A 23,416-nucleotide genomic window follows, 5' to 3' on the forward strand; every position below is an offset into this window, starting at 1 on the left:
CTAAAAGAATGAATAATTATTTTTTTGAGAGGAGAGCAAATGAACTACTTTAAAAACCAGTTAGCTAAATCTGTCAAACAGAAAACGTTCCTCTTCCTGCTCATTGGTGCCTTTAGTTTAGGTTGCTGTTTTTCCATTTATTTGAAGCTGATGGAACCCATCAACTTACCCGCCACGATCACTGCAGAAAAAGCGGAAGCCTCACGGCTTGTTGATCGCTACCAAGCCAATCAGTCGGGTTCACCTGCTGAACAAGAGGTGTATCAACTTTTGCTTGAAAACAATACACTGACTTCGCGACAGTTATCCAACTTGATTATGGAAGAATACGAACGATTTAATCAAACGAGTATTCAAATTGCAGAACTAAAAAAGCAGATTTGGGCGTCAGAAGTTGATGACAAAGGATTTTTGCCACCTTTATGGGCAATCGAACAAGATCAGAAGGTCTATCAAGCTTTAGTCGAGCAAGAAAAAGAGCCGGTCCTCACGGCTGCCAATGCCCAGACCGCTGTCGCTTTGGCAATAACCTTTTTGCTTAATTTTGGCTTCTTCTTTTGGGCTTTTTTTGCCAGTGACAATTTGATAGAAGAAAGAGAACACTTCTCTTTGATTCGCTCGTACCCGCAGATTTTTCCGATTCGGATGTTAAGTAAAATTGTGGTTAAAGGGATTACAAATTTAGGCGTTTTGATTGTGTTCTTCTTAGGCGTCTTTCTTTCAATGAGCCTTCTGGGGGAGTTCGGGGATTGGCAGTATCCAGTAGCCGTCTATCACAATGGGGATTGGGTAGCCTTACCTTTTTGGCAGAGCGTTTTATATAGCCTGGTTTCTTTTGGCTTGCTGATTGGTTTGATCGAATGCTTAGGTTTTGTCATGAACATGATCGCAGCCAATCGATACGTCTCTTTCTTTTTGCTGGTGCTTTTTTATGGGCTCGGCTTGATTCCGATGCTGCAAAAGATCCCACTGTTACCAGTTCATATAGCTGCTATGGATAAATTTTATTCGGGCGCCTTTGCATTGGGCTCTGGTACTTCTTGGGGAGTCTATGCTAGTTGGCTGCTGACGGTGGTGTGGATCTTCCTTTGTATAGCTTTGATGCTCGTTGCGGATAAACAGAATCGCTTGTTGAGAGGAGGCAAAGGATGAAAGACTATTTTTTATTTGAATTACGACAACTCTTAAAGAGCAAGAAAACTATTGGTCTTTTTTGCTTGCTTCTTATCTATAGCGGCGTTTACAGTTTTTGGCAAAAAGATTTTCGCCCGATTGAACGAGTAGATAAAACAGAAATGCAACAACGCTATACTGTGCGACAAGATTTTCTTGATCAACAAGCAGCCAATCCTTCTGACCATTGGTCGGCAAGCTTAGCAGTTGAAATGTTTACCCCATGGAACGAAGCGGAAAAACAACGATTAGATGCACTAGCTGATGAGAACTGGCAAGCTTATGCACGAGGAACAACTACGTGGTACCAGTTGGCGTTGCAGTTTACCGATGAACGAAATGTTTTTTATACACCGGATTATTATACGTTTCAAAATTACTACGCTGCCTATGACGGTCGCTTTGGTTATGCTTCAACCGCTAAGCTTATGGAAGCCTTCAGCCAGTTGCCGAATAAGAAACTCTCGCAAGCAGTCATGGAGCAAAAAACGGGGATACAGGCATTGCAGCGAAGTTTTACTGGATATTTACCGATTCTATTGCTTGCTGTTTCTTTATTTTTGGCGATCGATTGTTTGCCAAAAGAACGAAGACATAAATCCCTATTTCTTTCACTGCCATTATCGGCAGAAGAGATCCTTTGGAGCAAAACGGCAGTATTGATGGTCGGTTCTGCAATTGCAACGCTTGGGACCATGTTCTTTCTCTGGTTGGGTTCTGGCATTCAATTCGGCTTTGGTTCCCTGGAACTACCGGTCACGATTTTATCACCGACCTTTGATGCTCGCTACCCGATCACAGATTTCAACGCTTTTGAAACACAAGCCATCGGTCTTTTTATAGGCCAATGTTTTCTTGCGACGCTTTTTTTGCAGTTTATTTATTGTCGCGGCATCTTGTTGTTCAGTGCCCTGTTTCGCTCAGAACTGGTTAATTTGCTTTTGGCTGGTTTTTGCTTGCTTTCACCCTATATTTTCCAAAGACGTTGGTTCAGTGCTTACCTTGATAAAACGCTGTATGTCTATCTGTATCAAAATGTGGGACAAGTCCTTTCAGGCTGGACACGTTTTTATTTTGGTTCTGCAGGGTTTACGATGGAAAAAGGGTTGCTTTTATTAGGAGGCGTTTGGCTTCTGATCGAAATGTGTTTCTTCGTGACGATCCAACGCAAAAAATTTCATTTGGCATAGGAGGAACGATATGTTAGAACTGAAAAATGTGACGGTCACGTATACGAGAAAAGTATTGGATCAGCTTTCCATTGCCTTTTCTCCCGGGGAAATCGTCGGGTTAGTCGCCCCTAACGGCACCGGGAAATCCACGCTATTGAATGTGGCGATGAATTTCATCCAGCCGAATGAAGGCGCAGTATTTTTGAATGGCAGTCAAGTATATGTGACCAAAAAATCAGAAGTGGCAGCGCATCAACAAATTTCGTTTTTTCCTGACCAAAATGATTTGTACAATGATTTGAGTGGTTTCGAGCATCTCAAGCTGTATCAGCGAATGTGGCGTTCAGAGGAACACTTAGTGGAAGAAACGATTGATCGTTTGCGGATGAGTGACTATATCAAACGTCCTGTGGGTACCTATTCGCTGGGCATGCGGCAACGTCTTTGTTTTGCGATGCAGATCGTGACGGATACGCCTTATATGCTGATGGATGAAGTCATGAATGGCTTGGATCCGACCAATGTGGAATTGATCTCTAACGTATTAAAAGCCTTGCGAGCGCAAAAGAAAGCGATCGTGATTGCTTCGCATATTTTGACGAATTTGGATTCCTACGCGGATCGGGTCTTGTTTTTAAAAGACGGCAAGATCATTCGCGAATACTTTGGTCGCAAGTCGTTAGTCAATCAACCGTTGTACTTAAAAACGGACTCGGTAGATTTTTTGGTGGCTTTTCCAGAATTAACGACGGTGACCATCGATCTGCAAGGACGGATCTATCTGATAGAAATCAGCGATCCTCAGCTACCGCAACGGTTTATCGCTGCAGGGATCACTGATTTTTCTGTGGGGCACTTGGCACTAAATGAATTGTATTTGACGTATTTTCCTGAAAATTACTGACTGTCGCACTATTTACGAGATGAGAGCGGGACAAGCACAGATGAAGGAGAAGCAAAAAAATTTCGCCATAGGTAAAAGTTTTTTGCTATAATAGGTTCAATCTGAAAAGAGATCAACGACGAGAACCAATAACCTGACGTTGACCTATGGTTAAAGGAGAAATGGAATATGAAGAAATTTTCGAAGTCGTCAAAACTTGAAGGGGTCAGTTATGATGTGCGCGGCCCAGTTTTAGAAGAAGCCGATCGGATGCAAGAAGAAGGCATCAGTATCTTGAAATTAAATACGGGGAATCCCGCGCCTTTTGGGTTCGAAGCCCCAAATGAGATCGTTAGAGACCTGATTATGAACGTGCGAGAATCGGAAGGATATTCTGATTCGAAAGGGATTTTTTCTGCCCGTAAAGCGATCGAACAATATTATCAATTACAGAAATTTCCTGATGTGACCATCAATGATATTTACACAGGTAATGGTGTTTCCGAGCTGATCACGATGTGCATGCAAGGTTTGTGCAACAATGGGGACGAAGTGCTCGTGCCGATGCCTGACTATCCTTTGTGGACTGCTTCGATCTCATTAGCTGGCGGAAAGCCCGTCCATTATATTTGTGATGAACAAGCAGATTGGAATCCTGATATCGAGGACATCAAAGCCAAGGTCACCAGCAAAACCAAAGCGATCGTCATTATTAATCCGAACAATCCAACAGGAGCCGTTTATCCAAAAGAAATTTTGGAGCAAATCGTCGACGTTGCTCGTGAGCATGACTTGATCATTTTCTCTGATGAGATCTATGACCGATTAGTCATGGATGATTATGTCCATGTGCCGATTGCTACATTAGCGCCAGATCGATTCGTTGTGACGCTAGGTGGCTTGTCTAAGTCTCATCGAGTGGCAGGTTTCCGTGTGGGCTGGATGGTCCTCAGTGGCGACAAGTCCCATGTGAAAGACTATATCGAAGGCTTGAATATGCTATCTTCGATGCGACTGTGTTCGAATGTCTTATCGCAACAAATCGTTCAGACCGCATTAGGAGGCTATCAAAGTTCTGATGAGTTACTATTACCAGGTGGTCGTATTTATGAACAAAGAGCGTTTATCCACAAGGCAATCAATGACATTCCGGGATTGTCAGCGGTGAAACCGAAAGCCGCCTTTTATATTTTCCCTAAAATTGATATTCAACGCTTTAATATCACCAATGATGAACAATTTGTTTTAGACTTTTTACACGAGCACCACATCTTGCTGGTTCACGGCGGTGGGTTCAACTGGCAACAGCCAGATCATTTCCGAATCGTTTATCTTCCTAATATGGAAGACTTAAAAACGACTGCTGAAAAAATGACAGAATTTTTGGCGTCCTATCGTCAGAAATAAGAATATAAAAAAGCACCGCTCCTTCAACAACCGTGAGGGAGTGGTGCTTATGTTTTTATTCGGCAACTGGTTGACAAATTTTTTTGCTCACAATCATTCGATTGGTAAATTTATCCAGCATTTCAGCACTAGGATCGGTGACTTGAACCAGAACAGAGTTCTCATATTCTCGTTCGATGATCCCTTGATACTTCTTGCCATCCCATGTAAAAAAGATCGTACTGTCGATCGTCATCTTAACACCTCATTTGAAATTGTGGAAAAATAACAAGACATTCTTGAAATTGCTTTCCTTTTTGTCATTATGTGCTAAAATAAAGAAAATTAAAAATGCGAATTCGCATTTTTGACAAGAAACGTTCGGTTTTTATAAGAATTCCCCCTGGAGGACGATTATGAAGAAAAAAGAAGAATCTTTTGGTCAAAATATCCGTTCGATTCGGTTGAAACGAAAGATGACACAGAAGATGTTAGCGGAAGATATTTGTTCGCAAAGTGTTTTAAGCCGTATTGAAAACAACGAAGAGTTGCCGAATGTCTGGGTGATGTACCAAATCTGCCAACGCTTAGGAGTCACCTTAGATCAAGTAATGATGCTTCATTCGGAAGAGATCAACAAAACCAATCAAATCTTTGCCGAAATCGAATCACATTTTGTCCATAAGCAGTTTCAAGAAATGCGGGAAAAAATGGAAGATAAGGCGATCAAGGATTATTTGTATCTGGATTCAGATATGCAAATGTATTACTACTATCTAGGCAGCTGTGATTATTTCCTCGATCAAAACTATGATGCCGCCCTTGAGGCGCTGAAAAAAGGACTGGCCTACTCCTATCAACAGGATAAGACCAATGTTTCGGTGATGGAAATTCGTATCCTGAGCTGCATGGGCCGCGTCTATAGTGATTTGCTGCAACTGGGTGAGGCTCGTTTTTACTTAGAAAAAGCTTACGATGCCATGCACGCACTGCCGCCGGAACGTCTCTCCACATCATTGACCAAAATTTACTACAATTATGCGGTCTTTTTAAAGGAGCAACAAGAAGATTGCCTCGCGCTAAAGGTAACGAACGAAGGCATTTCCTTAGCCAGAGAAAAAAACAGTTTGTATTTTCTAGAAGAATTGTTTGAACTGAAGGGACACTTACTTTATAGACTGAAAGAAGAAAATGCAGCCGAAAAAAGTTTTCAGCTGTATCGTGCTGTCATGGATATTCGCCAATCTGACAAAGTGGTGTAGACCTTTCTTGACTTCTTCCCTAAATAAGAGTACTTTTAAGGAAGAAAAGAAATAGAGGAGCGATCAAGATGAATAAATATATTTACGCAGACAAATTCTTTCTAAAATCAGCGGTTCATGGCCCTGGTTACCTGGAGGTCAAAGAGGGGAAATTCGGAGCGATCGTCGATGAAGTCCCTTCTGGTGCAGACGTAGAAGATTATTCAGGCAAATGGGTAGCACCGGGTCTTGTGGATACTCATATCCACGGATTTATGAACCATGATGTGATGGACAACGATGCAGAAGGCATTAAAGCCATGTCGGAAGGCCTTTTATCATGTGGTGTGACTTCCTTCTTGCCAACAACCTTAACATCCAGCAAAGAACGGTTGCGGGATGTTGCTGAAACCGTTGGGAAAGTCAAAGACGAAGTTACAGGAGCAAAAATCCAAGGGATCTATTTTGAAGGCCCATTCTTTACTGAAGAACATAAAGGTGCACAAAATCCAATTTATTTTGGTGATCCTGATATCGATACCTTCCATGAATGGCAAGAAGCTTCTGGTGGAATTATCAAAAAAATCGCCTTGGCTCCTGAGCGAGAAGGTGTGAGTGAGTTTGTTTCGCAAGTGACGGAAGAAGGCGTAGTGGTTGCTCTAGGCCATAGTAACGGTACATTACAAGAAGCGCAAACAGCAGTTGAAGCTGGTGCTAGCGTTTTTGTTCATGCATTCAACGGTATGCGCGGATTAAACCATCGTGAGCCTGGAATGGTTGGTGCCCTACTTTCATTAAAAGAAGTTTTTTCAGAGTTGATTTGTGATGGCCACCATGTGCATCCTCAAGCAGCTGAGATTTTGATGGAAAAAGCTGGTCACGACCATGTTGCCTTGATCACTGACTGTATGATGGCTGGCGGCATGCCAGATGGTGATTATATTTTAGGTGAATTTCCAGTAGTGGTGAAAGACGGAACGGCTCGAATGGAAACTGGCAATCTTGCTGGTAGTATTTTGAAACTAAAAGAAGCTGTGAAAAATGTAGTAGACTGGGGAATCGCTACCCCTCAAGAAGCGGTCATGATGGCCAGCTTGATTCCAGCAATCAGCTGTAAAATTGACCATGCTTGCGGCATGGTCAAACAAGGTCGCCCAGCTGACTTTATTGTTTTGGATCAAGAAATGAATGTAACAGCCACCTATTTAGATGGCGTCTGCCGCTACCAGGCGTAAAATAAAACAATCTGCTTAAAGAAACAAGAAGAGAGCTTCTCTTGATCTGTTTTTTGAGCAGATTTTTTTGTTTTCAGTTATGATGAAAGAAAACGACATCCTATGAAGGAGATGATGGGGATTTGAAGACGATTTTAGTTACCGGCGCCAATGCCGGTATGGGCTTTGCAACAGCCAAACAATTGGCAGAATTGGGGATGCATGTGATTTTGTATTGCCGTTCTGCCGAACGAGGGCAGGCAGCACAGCAACGTTTGAAGGAAGAGACAGGCAATCCAAGCATCGATCTAGTGATCGGTGATTTGGGGTCGTTGGCTAGCGTACGCAAGTCAGCCGCTGAAATCAACGCCCGCTTTGAGAAATTGGATGTACTGATCAATAATGCGGGCATCGTCAATTTAAAAAAAGAGCGAACAGCCGATGGATTTGAACAAATGCTGGGCGTAAACTACGTGGGGCATTTTGAACTGACCCGTCAGTTATTGCCGCTAATAAAACGTGCCGATGCCGGCAGGATCGTCAATGTGTCATCCGGCGCCTACAAATTTGTAAAGAAAAAGGATCAGCGCTTTTTCGATGTACCGGATTTTTTCCCTTGGCGGGAATATGGCCGCTCAAAAAAAGCCCTGATTTTATTTACGGATGCGCTTGCGTTCCAGCTACGCAATACGACCGTTACTGCTAATTCCTTGCATCCGGGAGCTGTGGCGACCAGCTTAGGGGTCAGTCGACAAACAGGATTTGGTCAATCTATTTATAAAATGTTGACGCCTTTTTTTAAAACAGCCGAAGAAGGGGCAGATACAGCGATTTACTTAGCGCTAAGTCCAGACGTTGCGGGTATCAGTGGCCGCTACTTTGTTGATCGTCAAGCAGTCCTAACCGAGATCCCGAAGGAGCAGCAACAAGCACAGAAACTATGGCAAGAAACGCAACAAAGAATTGCGGACCACACAAAATGATTTGTTTTGCTTTTGCCAATCTGGATCACTTTGAATAAATGACTTGTTTTTTAGCAGCACGACCTTGTGCTGCTTTTTTGCGGTTTCTTTCAAGGGAAAAAGTGTGATACACTGTTAAGCGAGAAAGCGCATGCGGCGCTGGAATTCTTGGAGGAATAAAATGAGTTATATTGAAGTAGTGAAAGAAGTGAAGAAATACACAATGGGCGATACGGTGATTGCTGCCAATGATGGCGTCTCTTTTTCCGTAGAGAAAGGCGAGATCGCGCTGATCCTTGGTCCTAGTGGCGCCGGTAAGTCCACCGTTTTGAACATACTAGGCGGGATGGATCAATGTGACAGCGGCCAAGTGATTGTCGATGGAACGGATATTGCTGGTTTTGATGCTAAACAACTAACGACCTATCGTCGCAAAGACGTCGGATTTGTCTTTCAATTTTACAATTTGGTGCCGAACTTGACGGCTAGAGAAAATGTGGAACTGTCGGCACAAATCGTACCCGAAGCACTTGATGCAGCTGAGATTTTGACCCAAGTTGGATTAGGTGATCGCTTGGATCACTTTCCTGCACAATTGTCTGGCGGTGAACAGCAAAGGGTCACGATTGCTCGTGCCATAGCCAAGAAGCCCAAACTGCTGCTTTGTGATGAACCAACTGGGGCACTTGACTATGAAACGGGAAAACAGATTTTGGCTATTTTAGAAAAAACAGCTCGCGAGACTGGGACGACCGTTTTGATCATTACACACAACAGTGCCTTGGCTCCCATGGCGGATCGCGTGATCCATATCAATGACGCAAAGGTTCGCAAGATGGAAAAAAATACTCATCCGATTCCAATTGCCTCTATTTCTTGGTAAATGCCTATGAAAAAAACATTATTACGTTCCAGTTTACGTGAAATTAGGCAAGCACCCGGGCGGTTTTTGTCCATTTTAGGCATTATCTTTTTAGGAGTCGCTTTTTTTGTCGGGATCAGCGCCACCGGCCCTAATATGAAACAAGCTGCTGAAGATTACTTTTCTCGCCAACAATTAGCCGACCTTACAATTGCTTCAACTTTGGGGTTGTCGGATACCGATCGGCAAATCATTGAGGAAATGCCTGGTGTCACAGCGGTTGAGACGGAGCAGATCGCTGATATCAATGCCGAAAATCATCGTGCTGTGATTCGTGTCTTCTCTCTTTCAACTGATCGATCTGTCAATCAATATGAGGTGACTTCTGGTCGATTGCCGCAAAAATCAGGGGAAATCGCCTTAGATCAAGCGGCACAAAATAGTGGTGGTTTCGAATTAGATGAATCCTTTGAGTTGCCAGAAAGTGGCGAAAATCAATTAAAAACCCATACCTTCACGATCGTGGGCTTTGTCAATAGTCCTGAATATATTGAGAACTTTCATCGGGGGAACAGTACCGTTGGTAATGGGACAGTGGATTACTTTGCGGTGATTCCTGAGGAGGATTTTAAAGAAAGTGCATATGCCCGATTTTTAGTTCGCTTTGATGACTTATCTCAAATGGAAAGCTATTCAGTGGCGTATCAGACGAAAAGAGATCAAATAAGTGCTGAAGTTGAGAAAAAGTTGGCTCCTCGGGCGCAAGGACGCAGACAAGAGCTGATCGATGAAGCACAACCAGCCATTGACGAAGCCAAAGAACAGATCCGCAACGGAGAAACGGCTCTGCAAGAAGCACAAAGGGAACTCGACGACGCACAAGAAAAATTAGCGCAGGCGCACCGGGAACTGACGGAACAAGAAGCAGCATTCCAAACAGAAATTCAAGCTGCCAAAGAGCAGTTGAATAGTGAAGCACAAAAAATAGCTGAGGGTAAGCAATCGTTGGCGGAAAACCAACGACTGCTGGATCAAAGCGAACAAGCGTTGCTTCAGCAAGAAGCCCAAGTAAAATCAGCCCAAGCCCAGTTAGCGCCCATTTCGGCACAAAAGTCAGAACTACAAAGTGGCATCCAACAAGTGGAGGAGCAACTTGCGCTGGCATACCAAGGCATGGATCAAATCAGAAGTGTGGGTCAACTTTCTGCAGAGGAGCAAATGGCCCAGCTGCCTACCGTCTATGCACAAGTAACAGCCGCTCTGGCACAGTTGAACCTACCGACAGATGTCCTTGGTCCGATTCCTGATCTGGAGGAAATCGATGAAACGATGATTGCTACTATGCTGACGGCAGCTGAAGATACATTGAATCCACTCATTGCTGAAGGTGAGCAACAACGTGCCCAATTAAGCGGACAACTGGCTGCAATCAATGAACAAGAAGTGCAACTTCAACGGGCGCAACAGCAAGTCAACGCTGGCTGGAGCCAGGTCAGTGCCGGACGCCAAGAATTGGCACAGGCTCAGACCCAGATCACTCAAGGAGAATCGCAGCTGAGTGTTGCTCGTGAGACTTTAGCTTCTGAGCAAGCTAATGGTCAGTCTTTGCTAGACAAGGGCTGGCTGGAATACCGAGAAAACGAAGCAACCCTTCAAGAAAAGCTTGCCGAGTTTAAAGAAAGAGCACCAAAAGAACGCGAAAAGCTTGAAGATGTCAAAAAAGAAGTAGCGGAAAAAGAGCAGGAATTGTTGGAGCTAAAACCGGCAGTTTATCGTGTCGCGAACCGCGATGCGAATCCTGGTTATTCAGAATACCAAGACAATGCGGAACGCGTTTCTTCGTTAGCGACGATTTTTCCAGTCATTTTCTTTTTGATCGCAGCCTTAGTGAGTCTAACCACTATGACGCGGATGATTGATGAAAAACGCAGTGAGATCGGAACGTTGAAAGCACTAGGCTATCGCAACTGGGAGATTGGACAGAAATTTTTGCTTTATTCCTCTGCAGCAGGCATCACAGGTGCTGTATTGGGCCTAGCAGTAGGCTTTTCCTTTTTTCCAGCAATCATCATTCAAGCTTATGGACCGCTTTACAATCTCACGGAGTATGACACCCCATGGTATTTGCGGCTTTCATTGATTGCTGTGGGTGTTAGCTTGCTTTGCACCATCGGAATTGCGCTGCTGGTTTTACGATTTGATTTAAGACAGTCATCGGCTTCCTTGTTGAGACCAAAGGCCCCAAAAACAGGGAAACGAATTCTCTTAGAAAGAATCACTTTTTTATGGCGGCACTTAAGTTTTATTCAAAAAGTTACAATGCGAAACCTGTTTCGCTACAAGTCAAGAATGCTCATGACCATCTTAGGAATCGCTGGCTGCACGTCGATGATTTTAACTGGGTTTGGCCTGAGAGATTCCATCAGCAATATCATTCCTTTGCAGTTTGAGAAAATCTGGCAATATCAGGCGGTGATTACCTTTGATGACGAGGCTTCCAAAGCAATGAGTGAAACAAAAGCTGCTGCAGAAAAAATCGATGGCCTTGAAGAGGGGTTGTTTTTGCATACCGAAAGTCTGACGTTGGCTCAACCGGGGGTCACGCAGCAAGAAGTAACCGTAACCGTGCCAGAAGAGCCGGCACGTTTGTCGAAATTTGTCCATTTAAATGATCGGGTTTCAGGAGAAGCTTACGTGCTAGAAGAAGAGGGCGCCATCATCAATGAAAAGCTTGCTAAGTTGTTTGGAGTATCGGTGGGTGATACGATAACGTTGACGAATGAAAGCGGCGAGGAATTTCAACTGAAGGTAGCTGCCATCGCAGAAAACTACACGGGCCATTTTGCTTATTTGACACCTGAAACGTACGAAAAGATCTTTCAGGAAACGCCTGCTTACAATAGTGAGTTATTGAAATTCAGTCAGCGTTTGACAAAATCGGAGGAAGAAGCGATCGCGGCTGATTTGATGGCACAAGACAATGTCATCAATGTTTCCTTCCTCTCAGCTTCAGCGGATGCCTTAGATGACACGACAGCAACCTTGAACATCGTCATCTGGATCTTGATCTCGTCTGCGGGGGCATTAGCCTTTATCGTGTTGTACAACTTGAACAACATCAATATAGCGGAACGCATTCGCGAGTTGTCGACCATCAAAGTATTGGGCTTTTATGATCGAGAAGTGACCATGTACGTCTTTCGTGAAAATATCTTTCTGACGATCTTCGGCATTGCATTTGGTTTATTATTAGGGGTGCTTCAGCATCAATTTGTCTTACAGACCATCGAAGTCGATATCGCCATGTTTTCACCGACAGTCGAACCAATGAGCTATGTGTATGCAGCGGGATTGACCTGCTTGTTTTCAGGCGTGGTAGGGATCGCGATGTATTTCAAGTTGAAACATGTCAATATGATCGATGCCTTGAAAGCCAATGAGTAACAAAAACAGCCTTTTTTCAGAAGCATTCTGGAAAAAGGCTGTTTTTATTTTTCTTGTTTTTCTTGCTCAGAGATTTCCCCTTGGACTTCTTCTAGCATGGCTTTTAGTTCAAGCTCTTTTTGCCTTAGCACGACCAAATCTTCTTGAATCTCATCCTTTTTCTCTTCCTCAGGTGGTCGAATAACAAAATTGATTGACAGGGCAACTAAGGTACCGATAAAGGTATCAAGCACACGGTCCAATGCAAAGATGATCGATTCCCCTTGTGGAACACTGGAAGTGATCAACAGCATCGTCGCAATGGCAGAGATGATGCCAGAATTGTTATTGATGCCATCTGAAAAAACGATGACAAAGATGACCAGTGCGGGCAGGACAAACAATTCGATCAGAAAATCATTTTGAAAATATTGCTTCGTCAAAAAATAAAAAATGGCTGTACCGCCGCCGATCGTATTTCCTAATACCCGTGATTTCCCAAAAGAGATTGTTGTTGTCAGGTCTTGTCGCAATGAAAAGACAGCAGACAAGGCAGCAATCAAAGGCTGGCCGCGATCAAGGAAATGAAAGAGCAGAATACAAAGCATGACAGCGATGGCTGTTTTTATCGTTCGCATACCTAAGCGAAAACGCCCCAGTTTCATGGTAGAATGCCCCCTTTACTTAATCATACCCAATGCTGTTGAGAAATTCTAGTCTTATTCCTCACAATTTAGTATACTTTTCAAAGGAGGTGACAAAAATGAAAATTGGATTGAGAACAGTGAAGACAGCAGTTGCTGCCGGTTTGTCCATGTTTCTTGCTCAGCAGATCGGTCTATTGTATGCGCCAGCCGCAGGGATCATCGCAATTTTGAGTGTAGGGAATACAAAGAAAACCTCGCTCTTTACAGGAATCGGTCGTTTGGTCTCCTTGGCGATCGCGACGCTCTTAGCTTTTGTCAGCTTTTATCTTTTAGGCTTTGGTCCGCTGGGCTTTGTTCTTTTTCTCTTCCTATTTATTCCGACGGCAGTCTATTTCAAATTAACTGATGGGATCGTGGTCAATTCGGTCTTGGTGACCCATTACATGATGGAACGTTCTTTTGCTTGGCCATTGATTGGAAATGCTTTTTTGTTGATGAGTATTGGCATCGGCTTTGCACTTTTATTTAACTTGTATATGCCAGACGGCGAACGGGCATTGAAAGAAAAACAGCAGTTGGTAGAAGAAACGTTTAAAAGTCTTTTAAAAGACATGTCGATCGCGTTAACAGAAAAAGAAAAGGCGACGCTCCCTCATGTTTGCCAAGCATTGTTAGGAGAAATCAAGCAAGGCAAACAGCAAGCGATGGTTCATAGTGAAAACCAGTGGCGAGGAGAAGCCTCTTATTATGAAGAGTATTTCACCATGCGGCAAAGTCAAGCGCGCTTACTCTTGGAAATGGTTGATCTATTACAATTGTTTTGGGTAGAAGAAGCCTATACAAATGCGTTCCAAGAGCTGCTATCCTTTACCGCCAAGTCCTTTCATGAAAATAACGATGGAAAAGAGATCTTGGCAAAAATTGCAGCTTTATACGAAGATTATCGACAAAAACCATTGCCGCAAACAAGAGCAGAATTTGAAAATCGGGCCCAGCTGTTTCAGTTTCTGCAAACCTTTAAAAGTTTTATTGAAATCAAAGCCGACTTTTCTGAACAGATTCAGACGATGGAGCGCTAAAAAAAAGACTCCTGCAAAGGAGTCTTTTCACTTTTACTGTTGTTCCCAAAAAGCTTGCATTTGATCAAGAACGTCAATGACATCGGCGGTCAAGTGGATTGATCCTTCGATATCGCCATTGATGGCTTTGATCATATTGGCAATTTCATAATTAAGGGCTTGATTACTGTCACCAGCTTCGATGACCTCATTTGACCCATCGCGGAAATGAATCATGGCTTTGTCCGCACGAGGATACTCATCCACCGTAATGTACCCTTCTTCAAAAGCAACGATACCTGTTTTAGGCATTTTCGCTTGGAAAGTCAGCGTGACACTAGCCATTTCATCGGCTGGATTTTGGAGGATCGTGACTGATTGTTCATCCACACCTGTAGAGAAGGGCTTCATGCTGCTAAACGCCACTTCTGGCGTATCCGACATGAAAAAGCGAGCAAATGAAACGGCATACGTGCCAATATCCAGTAACGCACCGCCACCTAAATCTGGGTTAAAGAAACGATTGGTGGGATCAGGATCTTTATAGCTGCCAAATGGTGCTTGGATCATTTTTAATTTTCCTAAGCGCCCAGCATCGATCTCTTCTTTCAACCGAGCATAAACCGGCATATTGAAAATCGTCATTGCTTCTTCTAAGATTAGGTTTTTTTCTTTGGCTAAGGCTAGTTCTTCCGCTAGCTCATCGGCACTGGTGGTGAGGGCTTTTTCGCAGAGGACATGTTTTCCTGCCATCAGAGCTTTCATAATAAATTCGTGATGAAGATCATTAGGTACTGCAATGTACACAATATCAATTTGCGGATCTTCCAGCATAGCATCTGTGCTTTCATAAGCATGGGGGATAGCGTATTTTTCGGCAAAGGCCTGGACTTTTGGCAAACTGCGGGCGCTGACTCCATACAGTTCACTTGCTTCATTGGAAAAACCAGCGGCAAATTGCGTCGCGATGTCTCCAAGTCCAATCATTCCCCAACGGTATTTTTTCATCATTGATCATCTCCTTCATATTTAGTATAACAAAAGAAATGAATTCTTTAAAATAATCAAAAACAATCGTAAAAAGTTTCCATTACGGCTGACTTTCAGTAAAATATAGAAGAGGAGGGATAACATATGCATAATGTATCAATAGCCATTATTTTAAATACGATTATCGAGCAATACACATCAGAAAAACAGTTTTATGAGACACATTTAGGAATCACTGAGGAGCGATGGGAAGCTTGGAAAAACGGCACAATGAGTTTATCGCCTGCTGAAAATCAGAAAGTGAAACTGCTGTTTTCGGATTATGAATGGATGCTGATCCAAAAAATCATTCGCCAGACCGTCATTTATCCAGAAAAACGCAATCAAGCGGTCGTCGAGTTCAAAAAAATGAAAACCCAAATCGCCAGAACGTGGCTAGCTAGCGATTTAGCAAAAGTCGAATTGTTAACAGAATCTGAAGAAACAGCCCAATACCTTGATTTGAGAGTCAGTATTACGTATGATGAGTGGGGTTATGATGATATATTAAACTTCCGATTGCCCGCTGTTGTTCAGCAGCAGATCCGCAATGAAAAAATCGAGTTGTTAGAGTGGGTTAAAGAAAATCTGGAAGAAACTTATAATTAAAGGTAGGGTATTTTTTGAAAAAGTATTATGGAATGGCTGCGGCAGCAGGATTCTTGTTTTTGGTTCTCCTAACCATACAAGTGAATCGAGTGACCGCAGTCACCCCAATAAAGAATCTAAGTATCGCTCGTTCTACTACTCAAACAGTGACGAGCACAACAACTGAATCCAGCAGTCAAACTTCGACGGAATACTCAGAGGATGCGCAAGAACAAGCAGCTGTTAGTGATGAAGTGAACGAAGATGATTTCCCAACTGTCTCATTGAATGATTGGTCGTTGGCTCTGGTAGGACCAAAAAATAAAATCGTCAGCGAAATCGCGCAAGAAGATTTGGGGAAATTATCAAATGGCTACCTTGTGGACAAGCGAATCGTTTCGGCATACGAAGAACTAGCTGAGGCAGCAAAGGTGGCTGGACATCCTTTAGTCATGGTCTCTGCTTACCGTTCGGTAGAGTATCAACAGGAAATATTCGATGCCAATGTCAATAGCTTGATCCGCCAAGGGAATACAAAAGAAGAAGCAATTCGTATCACGAAACTGACCTTTACTGAACCGGGATATAGTGAGCACCATACCGGTCTTGCGATTGACGTAATCGATGAAGACTGGTATCAAAATCATACAGGCGAACTTCTCAATGAGGGGTTCGGCGTTACAGACGGTGGAAAATGGCTACAAGCCCATGCGAGAGAGTATGGGTTCATCATCCGTTATCCGAAAGGGAAACATGACATTACCCAAATCGATTATGAACCATGGCATTTACGCTATGTAGGCGTCGAAGTGGCGACATATATTGAAGAACATGAGGTAACATTCGAAGAGTTTCTTGATGAGGCAAGAGAACACATCACTCGTAAAGAAGCAGAACTGTCGTATCACGAATTGGCAGATCCTTTGCAGGAGGACTGGATCTTTACTAATTCTCTTACTAGAAATCAAGAAAATAGTCAACGAGCACAAGAAGAGTTGTTGATGAGTGGAGGCGATTTGTTCGCTAAGAACGTGTTTAGTCAGACAAAGGAAGTGAAAAAATGAGCGCAAGACGAAAAAAACAGAAGACTCGTTTCCCATTAGTCTTTCTAGGGTTATTCTTAATTGGGATTGCTTTTATTTTTTCCTTAAATAGTTTGGCGGATCCTCTTCCGAAAGAGGAAGAAACAAATACTGAAGCGATCTCTCATGAAGAATTTATCGATCGCATTGCTCCTTACGCGCAAGAACTGCAAAAAGGCTATGGGATTTTACCAAGTATCATTATAGGTCAGGCGATTCTTGAATCAGATTGGGGCCAGAGTTCTCTAGCCAGCAAATACAATAATTTATTTGGCATCAAGTCATTTGGTCATTCAAAAAAGGTGACATTAGATACCCAAGAGTTTTATAATGGAGAATGGGTCACGATTCAAGGAGATTTTCGTGTCTATGATACTTGGGAAGAATCAATGGATGATCATACGATGTTGTTTGTAAATGGTGTTGATTGGAATCCTGCGCTTTATGTAGATGTCTTGACAGCAAACGACTACCGCAGTGCCGCACAAGCCTTACAAGATGCAGGGTATGCAACGGATCCAGATTATGCCAGCAAAATCATTCAAGTCATTGAAACCTACCAATTGAATCGATTTGATCAATAAGAAAAGAGAGTTGGCTGCTTATGGAAGAAAAATATATGCCAAAAATCACCACTGATTTACGCAAAGATATCGTCAAAGTGCCTAAAGTTATTCGAGAGGCTAGCGGCATTCAAATTTTTGGGAAACAAATCCGCTCCATTATTTTTACTACGGATATTGCGATCATCCGTAATACAAATGCGGACGCTGTGATAGCGGTCTATCCTTTTACACCGCACCCAGCAATTACGAAAGCAATTATCGAAGCAGCAGATATTCCAGTGTTTTCTGGTGTCGGCGGCGGCTTGACCCAAGGATTCCGCTCTTCTTATATGAGCATGTTTGCTGAAGCTCAGGGATCGATCGGGGTCGTCTTAAACGGACCCACGCCATTGAAAACTGTGGAGCAAGTCTGTAAAGTCGTGGATATTCCCGTTATCAGTACCGTAACGAGTAAGTATACTGAAATTGATGCCAAACTTGAAGCTGGTGTGAAGGTCATCAATATCAGTGCCGGCAAGGACACAGCGGATACCGTGGCTTTCTTCCGTAAAAAATATCCGAAGCTGCCGATCATTGCAACGGGTGGTCCAACTGAGGAGAGCATCTTAGAAACGATTGAAGCAGGTGCGAATGCGATCACTTACACGCCGCCTTCCAACGGGGAGCTTTTCAGTAAAAAGATGGAGCACTATCGTGATATGGAGAAACCAGAGTAGCAAATGATCCACAAATGAGAATATTTTTATTTATAAAGGGCATTCCATGCTTGTGTTTTTAATCAAAGACAGGCATAATCGAATCTATCATTTAAAAATTACTTGTATATCGTCGAAATATGGTCGACAGTCTCTACCCGATACCGTAAATATCGGACTATAAGTAAAAATCGTGCCTGTTAGACACTTTTTTTGCTTTGGCAAAAAGAGTGTCTTTTTTTTCAGGATGGAATAGAAAGGAACGAGGAGAGCTAGGATGGATAAATTAGTTGAGCGTATCAAAACACACGGGAACGTCTTGGGTGAAGGGGTTCTCAAAGTGGACCAGTTTTTGACCCACCAAGTGGATTATGAGTTGATGAGAGAAATCGGTACAGTTTTTGCAGAACGATTTCAAGAAAGTGGGATCACCAAAGTAGTGACCATCGAAGCTTCAGGGATCGCACCAGCACTTTATACTGCAGAAAAGTTGCAGGTACCAATGATCTTTGCTCGAAAAGCAAAGAGTCTGACGATGGATGAAGAGTTGTTGACCGCATCGGTCTATTCCTTTACTAAGCAAGTGACCAGCCAAGTATCGATTTCTAAGAAATTCTTATCTTCAGATGATACGGTATTAATAATTGATGATTTCTTAGCAAACGGACAAGCTGCAAAAGGATTGATCGAATTGTGTCAGCAAGCAGGCGCAAAAGTCGTTGGCATTGGGATCGTCATTGAAAAATCATTCCAAACTGGTCGACAATTGCTTGAAGAAATGGGAATCCCCGTTGTTTCCTTAGCACGAATCGCCTCATTGTCGGAAGGCCAAGTTAACTTTTTAGAAGGAGATGCCTAATGAAAGAGACGAATAGCCGTTCAGCAGTTTTGGGCTTGCAGCATTTGCTAGCGATGTATGCAGGAGCTGTTGCCGTCCCTTTGTTGATTGGAACAGGCCTCGGCTTTAATGAAGCGCAGATGACGTATTTGATCTCGATCGATATTTTCATGTGCGGAATCGCTACGCTTTTGCAATTAGTCGTCACCCGCTTTTTTGGGATCGGCCTACCAGTCGTTTTAGGTTGTGCCATCCAAGCTGTCTCCCCATTGATTTTGATTGGCACCAAATCAGGAATCAGTGCGATTTACGGAGCGATCATTGCTGCTGGGATTTTCATTGTCTTGATCGCCGGCATTTTTTCGAAAATCAAAGTTTTGTTCCCTCCATTGGTGACAGGAACGGTGATTACCGTCATCGGCTTGACCTTGATTCCAGTCGCCATCACCAAAATCGGTGGAGGGGATGCCGCAGCTGCTAACTTTGGTGATCCAACGAATTTATTGTTAGGCTTTGTGACGATTGCGCTGATCATTGGCGTGCAAGTGTTTGGCAAAGGCTTTATTCGCTCGATTGCCGTACTGATCGGTTTGATCGGTGGGACTATTTTAGCAGCATTATTAGGCTTGGTTGATCTTTCTGCCATCACTCATGCACCTGTGTTTCATTTGCCTCAGCCTTTTTATTTCGGTTTACCAACCTTTGATCTGTGGTCGATCGTCTTGATGATCATTATTTCCATCGTTAGTTTGGTAGAATCCACAGGCGTTTATTTTGCACTGGGAGACATTACTGAAAAACCGATTACAGGCAATGACTTAAAGCGCGGCTATCGTGCGGAGGGCTTGGCGGTGATCCTTGGTGGGATCTTCAATACGTTTCCTTATACTGGATTTTCACAAAACGTAGGTTTGGTTCAACTTTCAGGCATTAAGACTCGCCGTCCGATTTTCTTTTCAGCAATCTTTTTGATCGTATTAGGGTTGTTTCCAAAAGTCGGTGCCATCGCACAGATCATTCCAGAGGCAGTGCTTGGCGGCGGCATGTTAGTGATGTTTGGCATGGTGGCTGTTCAAGGGATGAGAATGCTGAGCAAAGTTGATTTTATGAATGACAAGAACTTGTTAGTGATTGCAGTATCAATCGGTTTTGGTTTAGGGTTCAATATGATGCCCACTTTATTCAGTCAAATGCCTGAAACCGTTCAAATGTTTACAGGCAATGGGATCGTCATGAGTAGTTTGACTGCCATTGTTTTGAATCTGTTCTTTAATGGACTGCCGAAAGAAACAGACGAAGTGACGGAATTGAGCTTGCAACAGTAAGTTTATTTGATCCAGACGAGGATTCGTCTGGATTTTTTGTATTGTTCCTTTATTTGTCTTATTATCGGATATCTGACGTGTTGAATACATATCTTTGAGATAAAAGCGAACAATGAAAAGTAAAATTTGTTAATAGTTCGAAAATATTTTGACATTGCTCGGGCAACTCGTTACTATTTAGAGGTGAAAGTGAATGTTAGCAGAGCCATGTGACTTTGGGATATCTCAGACGTAGCTTCAAAAGGTTGCTAACAAAATGATTTTCGTAAGAAAAATACTTCTGAGGTTCATTCAGAAGAAAATCGTAAAAAATCAGTGGAGGGAAAATTGAATGAAACCAGCAGTTGCAGTGATTATGGGAAGTCAATCAGATTGGGAAACAATGAAGGAGTGCTGCTTGATTTTAGATGAGTTAGCGATACCTTATCAGAAAAAAGTCGTTTCGGCACATCGTACACCAGATTTGATGTTCGAATTTGCAGAAACAGCCCGAGAAAAAGGGATTAAAGTCATTGTTGCAGGAGCGGGTGGCGCTGCCCATTTGCCGGGAATGGTGGCAGCTAAAACAACATTGCCGGTCATTGGTGTTCCCGTCCAATCACGCGCATTAAACGGTTTGGATTCCCTTTTATCGATCGTGCAAATGCCGGGTGGTGTACCAGTAGCAACAACGGCGATCGGAAAAGCTGGCGCAACTAACGCAGGACTACTTGCAGCCCAGATGCTTTCCATGTATGATTTAGAGATAGCGGAGAAATTAGACGCACGAAGAAATACATTAAAAGAAATCGTATTGGAAAGTAGTGATCAACTTGATTAAACCTTTAATGCCCAACGCAACGATCGGAATCGTTGGCGGAGGACAGCTAGGTCGTATGATGGCAATGAGTGCCAAAGAAATGGGCTTTCGGGTTGGCGTTTTAGACCCTACTGCCAATTGTCCAACAGCCCAAGTCGCTGATTGGCATATTGTTGCTGCCTATGATGATGTGTTTGCTTTAGAAGAAATGGCTCGACGTGCCGATGTAATCACCTATGAATTTGAAAATGTCAGTGTTGAAGCATTGAACTCTATTTTGCCTTACTCACATATCCCTCAAGGCACCGATCTGTTAGCAATCACTCAAGATCGTTTGTTAGAGAAGTCATTTTTAGAGGCAAACAATATCGTGATTGCACCTTATGCCACGATCATCAGCCCGACAGACATCCAAGATGCCATCGATAGCATTGGTTACCCTTGTGTATTAAAAACCACCAGAGGCGGCTATGACGGAAAAGGACAGCACGTGCTTTACAGTACGGCTGATTTGGCGCCTTCCATGAATTTACTTCGCGAAGGAACTTGCGAATTAGAAGCATGGATTCCTTTTGAAAAAGAATTATCGATTTTAGTTGCCGGTAATGGAGAAACCTTTACCACTTTCCCAGTGGTAGAAAATATCCACCGTAACAATATTTTGCATCAAACGATCGCTCCTGCGCACATTGATCCAGAAGTTGCCGAAGAAGCCAAACGGATCGCTCACATTATTGCAAAAGCTTTGGATCTGCAAGGCGTTTTAGCCATCGAAATGTTCCTGACCAAAAGCGGCGGCTTGTATGTCAATGAATTGGCGCCACGTCCGCATAATTCGGGTCACTATTCGATCGAAGCTTGCTCCATGAGTCAGTTTGACGCTCATATCCGCGGCATCTGTGGCTGGCCGTTGCCGGAAGTTTCTTTGCTTTCACCAGCAGTCATGGTCAATGTCTTAGGAGATGAATTGACAGAAACCTATGATCTGATTGCCACAAAACCTGCTTGGCAATTTCATTACTATGGCAAAGAAGAAGCAAAAACCGGTCGCAAAATGGGACATATCACTATTTTGACGGAAGACATTGCAGAAACCACTGAAGAAATCTATCAAACCAATATTTGGGATTAAAGGAGATAAAAACATGTTAGAGCGTTATACAAGACCAGAAATGGGTGCTATTTGGACCGATCAAAATCGCTACCAAGCGTGGCTAGAAGTCGAGATTTTAGCTGACGAAGCTTGGGCGGAATTAGGAGAGATACCGAAAGAGGATGTTGCATTGATTCGTGAAAAAGCATCCTTTGATATCGACCGTATCTTAGAGATCGAAGCGCAAACGCGACATGATGTGGTTGCTTTTACCCGAGCAGTCTCTGAATCTTTGGGTGATGAAAGTAAATGGGTCCACTACGGCTTGACGTCAACGGATGTTGTTGATACGGCGTATGGCTACTTGATGAAACAAGCCAACGATTTGATTCGTGAAGATTTGAACCGTTTCGTGACGATCATTGGCGAAAAAGCCAAAGAATACAAGCATACCGTGATGATGGGACGTACCCATGGTGTTCATGCGGAACCAACGACCTTTGGCTTGAAATTAGCCTTGTGGTATTCAGAAATGAAACGCAATGTTGAACGTTTTGAGCGGGCAGCAAAAGGGGTCGAAGCTGGAAAGATCAGTGGTGCTGTTGGAACCTTTGCAAATATCCCTCCATTTGTCGAAGAGTATGTCTGTGAAAAACTAGGGATTCGTGCGCAAGATATTTCCACGCAAGTATTGCCTCGTGACCTACATGCTGAATATTTCTCAGCAATGGCGTTGATCGCAACGAGCATTGAGAAATTTGCCACTGAGATCCGTGGACTACAAAAATCAGAAACGCGGGAAGTTGAAGAATTCTTCGCCAAAGGACAAAAAGGTTCTTCTGCCATGCCCCATAAGCGTAACCCAATCGGTTCTGAAAATATGGCCGGACTTGCAAGAGTCGTTCGCGGTCATATGGTGACGGCTTATGAAAATGTCTCCCTTTGGCATGAACGGGATATCTCACATTCATCGGCAGAACGGATCATTATTCCGGATACGACGATTTTGATCGATTACATGCTGAATCGCTTTGGCAATATCGTCAAAAATCTGACCGTTTTCCCAGAGAATATGAAGCGCAATATGAATGCGACCTTTGGATTGATCTACAGCCAACGGGTGATGTTGAAATTGATCGATCACGGAATGACCAGAGAGCAAGCCTATGACTTGGTTCAGCCGAAAACAGCGCAAGCTTGGGATGAACAAACGGATTTCCGCCCATTGTTAGAAGCTGATCCAGCAATCACGGATGTTTTGACCAAAGCTGATTTGGACGATGCCTTTGATTACAACCATCATTTAAAACAAGTTGACACGATCTTTGAACGTGTCGGTTTAGCCGAATAAAAAAAGCTGCAACCTTGAGACCTCCGTCT

Annotated in this window: 22 protein-coding genes and 1 riboswitch; of the genes, 19 read left to right on the forward strand and 3 right to left on the reverse strand. The window is 43.2% G+C overall.

What is annotated here, in order from left to right; all coding sequences use genetic code 11:
- Positions 1 to 39 precede the first annotated feature (39 nt).
- From IGK85_RS06705 to IGK85_RS06720, 4 genes are all read left to right on the forward strand, one after another.
- A complete protein-coding gene (locus tag IGK85_RS06705; protein ID WP_008381497.1) occupies positions 40 to 1,152 on the forward strand; it encodes a hypothetical protein in 1,113 nt (370 codons plus the stop codon).
- Positions 1,149 to 2,363, forward strand: a complete 1,215-nt coding sequence (locus IGK85_RS06710; RefSeq protein WP_005236453.1) for an ABC transporter permease subunit — start codon at positions 1,149 to 1,151, stop codon at positions 2,361 to 2,363. The genes IGK85_RS06705 and IGK85_RS06710 overlap by 4 nt, the downstream gene beginning before the upstream one ends.
- Before the next feature lie 10 nt (positions 2,364 to 2,373).
- Positions 2,374 to 3,249, forward strand: a complete 876-nt coding sequence (locus tag IGK85_RS06715) for an ABC transporter ATP-binding protein (RefSeq protein ID WP_008381494.1) — start codon at positions 2,374 to 2,376, stop codon at positions 3,247 to 3,249.
- 168 nt (positions 3,250 to 3,417) lie between these two features.
- Complete coding sequence (locus IGK85_RS06720; RefSeq protein WP_005236450.1) at positions 3,418 to 4,635, forward strand: pyridoxal phosphate-dependent aminotransferase; 1,218 nt, start codon at positions 3,418 to 3,420, stop codon at positions 4,633 to 4,635.
- 55 nt (positions 4,636 to 4,690) lie between these two features.
- Here IGK85_RS06720 and IGK85_RS06725 read toward each other — a convergent pair whose 3' ends face one another.
- Positions 4,691 to 4,870, reverse strand: coding sequence for a hypothetical protein (locus IGK85_RS06725; RefSeq protein ID WP_005236448.1), 180 nt, complete (start codon positions 4,868 to 4,870; stop codon positions 4,691 to 4,693).
- Positions 4,871 to 5,030: 160 nt separating this feature from the next.
- Between IGK85_RS06725 and IGK85_RS06730 the strand changes: the two genes are divergently transcribed.
- The 5 genes from IGK85_RS06730 (at position 5,031) to IGK85_RS06750 (ending at position 12,337) form a co-directional block, all read left to right on the forward strand.
- The gene (locus IGK85_RS06730; RefSeq protein WP_008381491.1) at positions 5,031 to 5,876 is read left to right on the forward strand and encodes a helix-turn-helix domain-containing protein; all 846 of its coding nucleotides are present in this window, start codon (positions 5,031 to 5,033) and stop codon (positions 5,874 to 5,876) included.
- A 68-nt stretch (positions 5,877 to 5,944) separates the two neighbouring features.
- A complete protein-coding gene (nagA, locus tag IGK85_RS06735; protein WP_008381490.1) occupies positions 5,945 to 7,090 on the forward strand; it encodes an N-acetylglucosamine-6-phosphate deacetylase in 1,146 nt (381 codons plus the stop codon).
- 122 nt (positions 7,091 to 7,212) lie between these two features.
- Positions 7,213 to 8,052, forward strand: a complete 840-nt coding sequence (locus IGK85_RS06740; RefSeq protein ID WP_008381487.1) for an SDR family oxidoreductase — start codon at positions 7,213 to 7,215, stop codon at positions 8,050 to 8,052.
- Between the two features lie 160 nt (positions 8,053 to 8,212).
- Entirely contained in the window at positions 8,213 to 8,914 is a 702-nt protein-coding gene (locus IGK85_RS06745) for an ABC transporter ATP-binding protein (protein WP_008381485.1), read from the forward strand.
- Positions 8,915 to 12,337, forward strand: a complete 3,423-nt coding sequence (locus IGK85_RS06750) for an ABC transporter permease (RefSeq protein WP_008381483.1) — start codon at positions 8,915 to 8,917, stop codon at positions 12,335 to 12,337. It abuts the gene before it with no gap.
- A 44-nt stretch (positions 12,338 to 12,381) separates the two neighbouring features.
- Here the strand turns inward: IGK85_RS06750 and IGK85_RS06755 are convergent, their stop codons facing one another.
- Positions 12,382 to 12,981 (reverse strand): FUSC family protein, encoded by a 600-nt coding sequence (locus IGK85_RS06755; protein WP_005231932.1) that lies wholly within the window; start codon positions 12,979 to 12,981, stop codon positions 12,382 to 12,384.
- Positions 12,982 to 13,079: 98 nt separating this feature from the next.
- Here IGK85_RS06755 and IGK85_RS06760 point away from each other — a divergent pair, with 98 nt between their 5' ends.
- Positions 13,080 to 14,042: an aromatic acid exporter family protein gene (locus tag IGK85_RS06760; protein ID WP_008381481.1), complete on the forward strand. Its 963-nt coding sequence runs from the start codon at positions 13,080 to 13,082 to the stop codon at positions 14,040 to 14,042.
- Positions 14,043 to 14,075: 33 nt separating this feature from the next.
- Here the strand turns inward: IGK85_RS06760 and IGK85_RS06765 are convergent, their stop codons facing one another.
- Positions 14,076 to 15,032, reverse strand: a complete 957-nt coding sequence (locus IGK85_RS06765; protein ID WP_081487944.1) for a Gfo/Idh/MocA family protein — start codon at positions 15,030 to 15,032, stop codon at positions 14,076 to 14,078.
- Between the two features lie 123 nt (positions 15,033 to 15,155).
- Between IGK85_RS06765 and IGK85_RS06770 the strand changes: the two genes are divergently transcribed.
- The 9 genes from IGK85_RS06770 (at position 15,156) to purB (ending at position 23,387) form a co-directional block, all read left to right on the forward strand.
- Positions 15,156 to 15,659 (forward strand): hypothetical protein, encoded by a 504-nt coding sequence (locus tag IGK85_RS06770; RefSeq protein ID WP_005236436.1) that lies wholly within the window; start codon positions 15,156 to 15,158, stop codon positions 15,657 to 15,659.
- Positions 15,660 to 15,691: 32 nt separating this feature from the next.
- Positions 15,692 to 16,702, forward strand: a complete 1,011-nt coding sequence (locus tag IGK85_RS06775) for a M15 family metallopeptidase (protein WP_035007164.1) — start codon at positions 15,692 to 15,694, stop codon at positions 16,700 to 16,702.
- The gene (locus IGK85_RS06780) at positions 16,699 to 17,304 is read left to right on the forward strand and encodes a glycoside hydrolase family 73 protein (RefSeq protein ID WP_005236425.1); all 606 of its coding nucleotides are present in this window, start codon (positions 16,699 to 16,701) and stop codon (positions 17,302 to 17,304) included. Before IGK85_RS06775 ends, IGK85_RS06780 begins: the two co-directional genes overlap by 4 nt.
- A gap of 20 nt (positions 17,305 to 17,324) precedes the next feature.
- Positions 17,325 to 18,002: a hydrolase gene (locus IGK85_RS06785; RefSeq protein ID WP_008381475.1), complete on the forward strand. Its 678-nt coding sequence runs from the start codon at positions 17,325 to 17,327 to the stop codon at positions 18,000 to 18,002.
- A gap of 82 nt (positions 18,003 to 18,084) precedes the next feature.
- Positions 18,085 to 18,182, forward strand: a riboswitch (purine riboswitch).
- A gap of 76 nt (positions 18,183 to 18,258) precedes the next feature.
- Positions 18,259 to 18,840, forward strand: a complete 582-nt coding sequence (locus IGK85_RS06790) for a xanthine phosphoribosyltransferase (protein WP_008381474.1) — start codon at positions 18,259 to 18,261, stop codon at positions 18,838 to 18,840.
- Positions 18,840 to 20,144 (forward strand): nucleobase:cation symporter-2 family protein, encoded by a 1,305-nt coding sequence (locus IGK85_RS06795; RefSeq protein WP_008381472.1) that lies wholly within the window; start codon positions 18,840 to 18,842, stop codon positions 20,142 to 20,144. Before IGK85_RS06790 ends, IGK85_RS06795 begins: the two co-directional genes overlap by 1 nt.
- A gap of 331 nt (positions 20,145 to 20,475) precedes the next feature.
- On the forward strand, positions 20,476 to 20,964 hold the full coding sequence (gene purE / locus IGK85_RS06800; RefSeq protein WP_005236418.1) for a 5-(carboxyamino)imidazole ribonucleotide mutase: 489 nt from the start codon (positions 20,476 to 20,478) through the stop codon (positions 20,962 to 20,964).
- Complete coding sequence (purK, locus tag IGK85_RS06805; RefSeq protein ID WP_172634721.1) at positions 20,957 to 22,075, forward strand: 5-(carboxyamino)imidazole ribonucleotide synthase; 1,119 nt, start codon at positions 20,957 to 20,959, stop codon at positions 22,073 to 22,075. The genes purE and purK overlap by 8 nt, the downstream gene beginning before the upstream one ends.
- A 13-nt stretch (positions 22,076 to 22,088) precedes the next feature.
- The gene (purB, locus tag IGK85_RS06810) at positions 22,089 to 23,387 is read left to right on the forward strand and encodes an adenylosuccinate lyase (protein WP_008381467.1); all 1,299 of its coding nucleotides are present in this window, start codon (positions 22,089 to 22,091) and stop codon (positions 23,385 to 23,387) included.
- Positions 23,388 to 23,416 lie beyond the last annotated feature (29 nt).

Origin of the sequence: Enterococcus sp. AZ015 (assembly GCF_050499225.1) — a bacterium.
Classification (GTDB): domain Bacteria; phylum Bacillota; class Bacilli; order Lactobacillales; family Enterococcaceae; genus Enterococcus_D; species Enterococcus_D entomosocium.

Excerpts from the sequence above, each read along its gene's own strand:
- IGK85_RS06790 (WP_008381474.1), top strand. The coding sequence starts at position 18,259 with ATGGATAAATTAGTTGAGCGTATCAAAACACACGGGAACGTCTTGGGT.
- purE (WP_005236418.1), top strand. The coding sequence starts at position 20,476 with ATGAAACCAGCAGTTGCAGTGATTATGGGAAGTCAATCAGATTGGGAA.
- IGK85_RS06755 (WP_005231932.1), bottom strand. The coding sequence starts at position 12,981 with ATGAAACTGGGGCGTTTTCGCTTAGGTATGCGAACGATAAAAACAGCC.
- IGK85_RS06780 (WP_005236425.1), top strand. The coding sequence starts at position 16,699 with ATGAGCGCAAGACGAAAAAAACAGAAGACTCGTTTCCCATTAGTCTTT.
- IGK85_RS06765 (WP_081487944.1), bottom strand. The coding sequence starts at position 15,032 with ATGATGAAAAAATACCGTTGGGGAATGATTGGACTTGGAGACATCGCG.
- IGK85_RS06795 (WP_008381472.1), top strand. The coding sequence starts at position 18,840 with ATGAAAGAGACGAATAGCCGTTCAGCAGTTTTGGGCTTGCAGCATTTG.
- IGK85_RS06705 (WP_008381497.1), top strand. The coding sequence starts at position 40 with ATGAACTACTTTAAAAACCAGTTAGCTAAATCTGTCAAACAGAAAACG.
- IGK85_RS06750 (WP_008381483.1), top strand. The coding sequence starts at position 8,915 with ATGCCTATGAAAAAAACATTATTACGTTCCAGTTTACGTGAAATTAGG.
- nagA (WP_008381490.1), top strand. The coding sequence starts at position 5,945 with ATGAATAAATATATTTACGCAGACAAATTCTTTCTAAAATCAGCGGTT.
- IGK85_RS06710 (WP_005236453.1), top strand. The coding sequence starts at position 1,149 with ATGAAAGACTATTTTTTATTTGAATTACGACAACTCTTAAAGAGCAAG.
- IGK85_RS06760 (WP_008381481.1), top strand. The coding sequence starts at position 13,080 with ATGAAAATTGGATTGAGAACAGTGAAGACAGCAGTTGCTGCCGGTTTG.
- IGK85_RS06785 (WP_008381475.1), top strand. The coding sequence starts at position 17,325 with ATGGAAGAAAAATATATGCCAAAAATCACCACTGATTTACGCAAAGAT.
- IGK85_RS06770 (WP_005236436.1), top strand. The coding sequence starts at position 15,156 with ATGCATAATGTATCAATAGCCATTATTTTAAATACGATTATCGAGCAA.
- IGK85_RS06725 (WP_005236448.1), bottom strand. The coding sequence starts at position 4,870 with ATGACGATCGACAGTACGATCTTTTTTACATGGGATGGCAAGAAGTAT.
- IGK85_RS06775 (WP_035007164.1), top strand. The coding sequence starts at position 15,692 with ATGGCTGCGGCAGCAGGATTCTTGTTTTTGGTTCTCCTAACCATACAA.
- IGK85_RS06715 (WP_008381494.1), top strand. The coding sequence starts at position 2,374 with ATGTTAGAACTGAAAAATGTGACGGTCACGTATACGAGAAAAGTATTG.
- IGK85_RS06730 (WP_008381491.1), top strand. The coding sequence starts at position 5,031 with ATGAAGAAAAAAGAAGAATCTTTTGGTCAAAATATCCGTTCGATTCGG.
- IGK85_RS06745 (WP_008381485.1), top strand. The coding sequence starts at position 8,213 with ATGAGTTATATTGAAGTAGTGAAAGAAGTGAAGAAATACACAATGGGC.
- IGK85_RS06720 (WP_005236450.1), top strand. The coding sequence starts at position 3,418 with ATGAAGAAATTTTCGAAGTCGTCAAAACTTGAAGGGGTCAGTTATGAT.
- purB (WP_008381467.1), top strand. The coding sequence starts at position 22,089 with ATGTTAGAGCGTTATACAAGACCAGAAATGGGTGCTATTTGGACCGAT.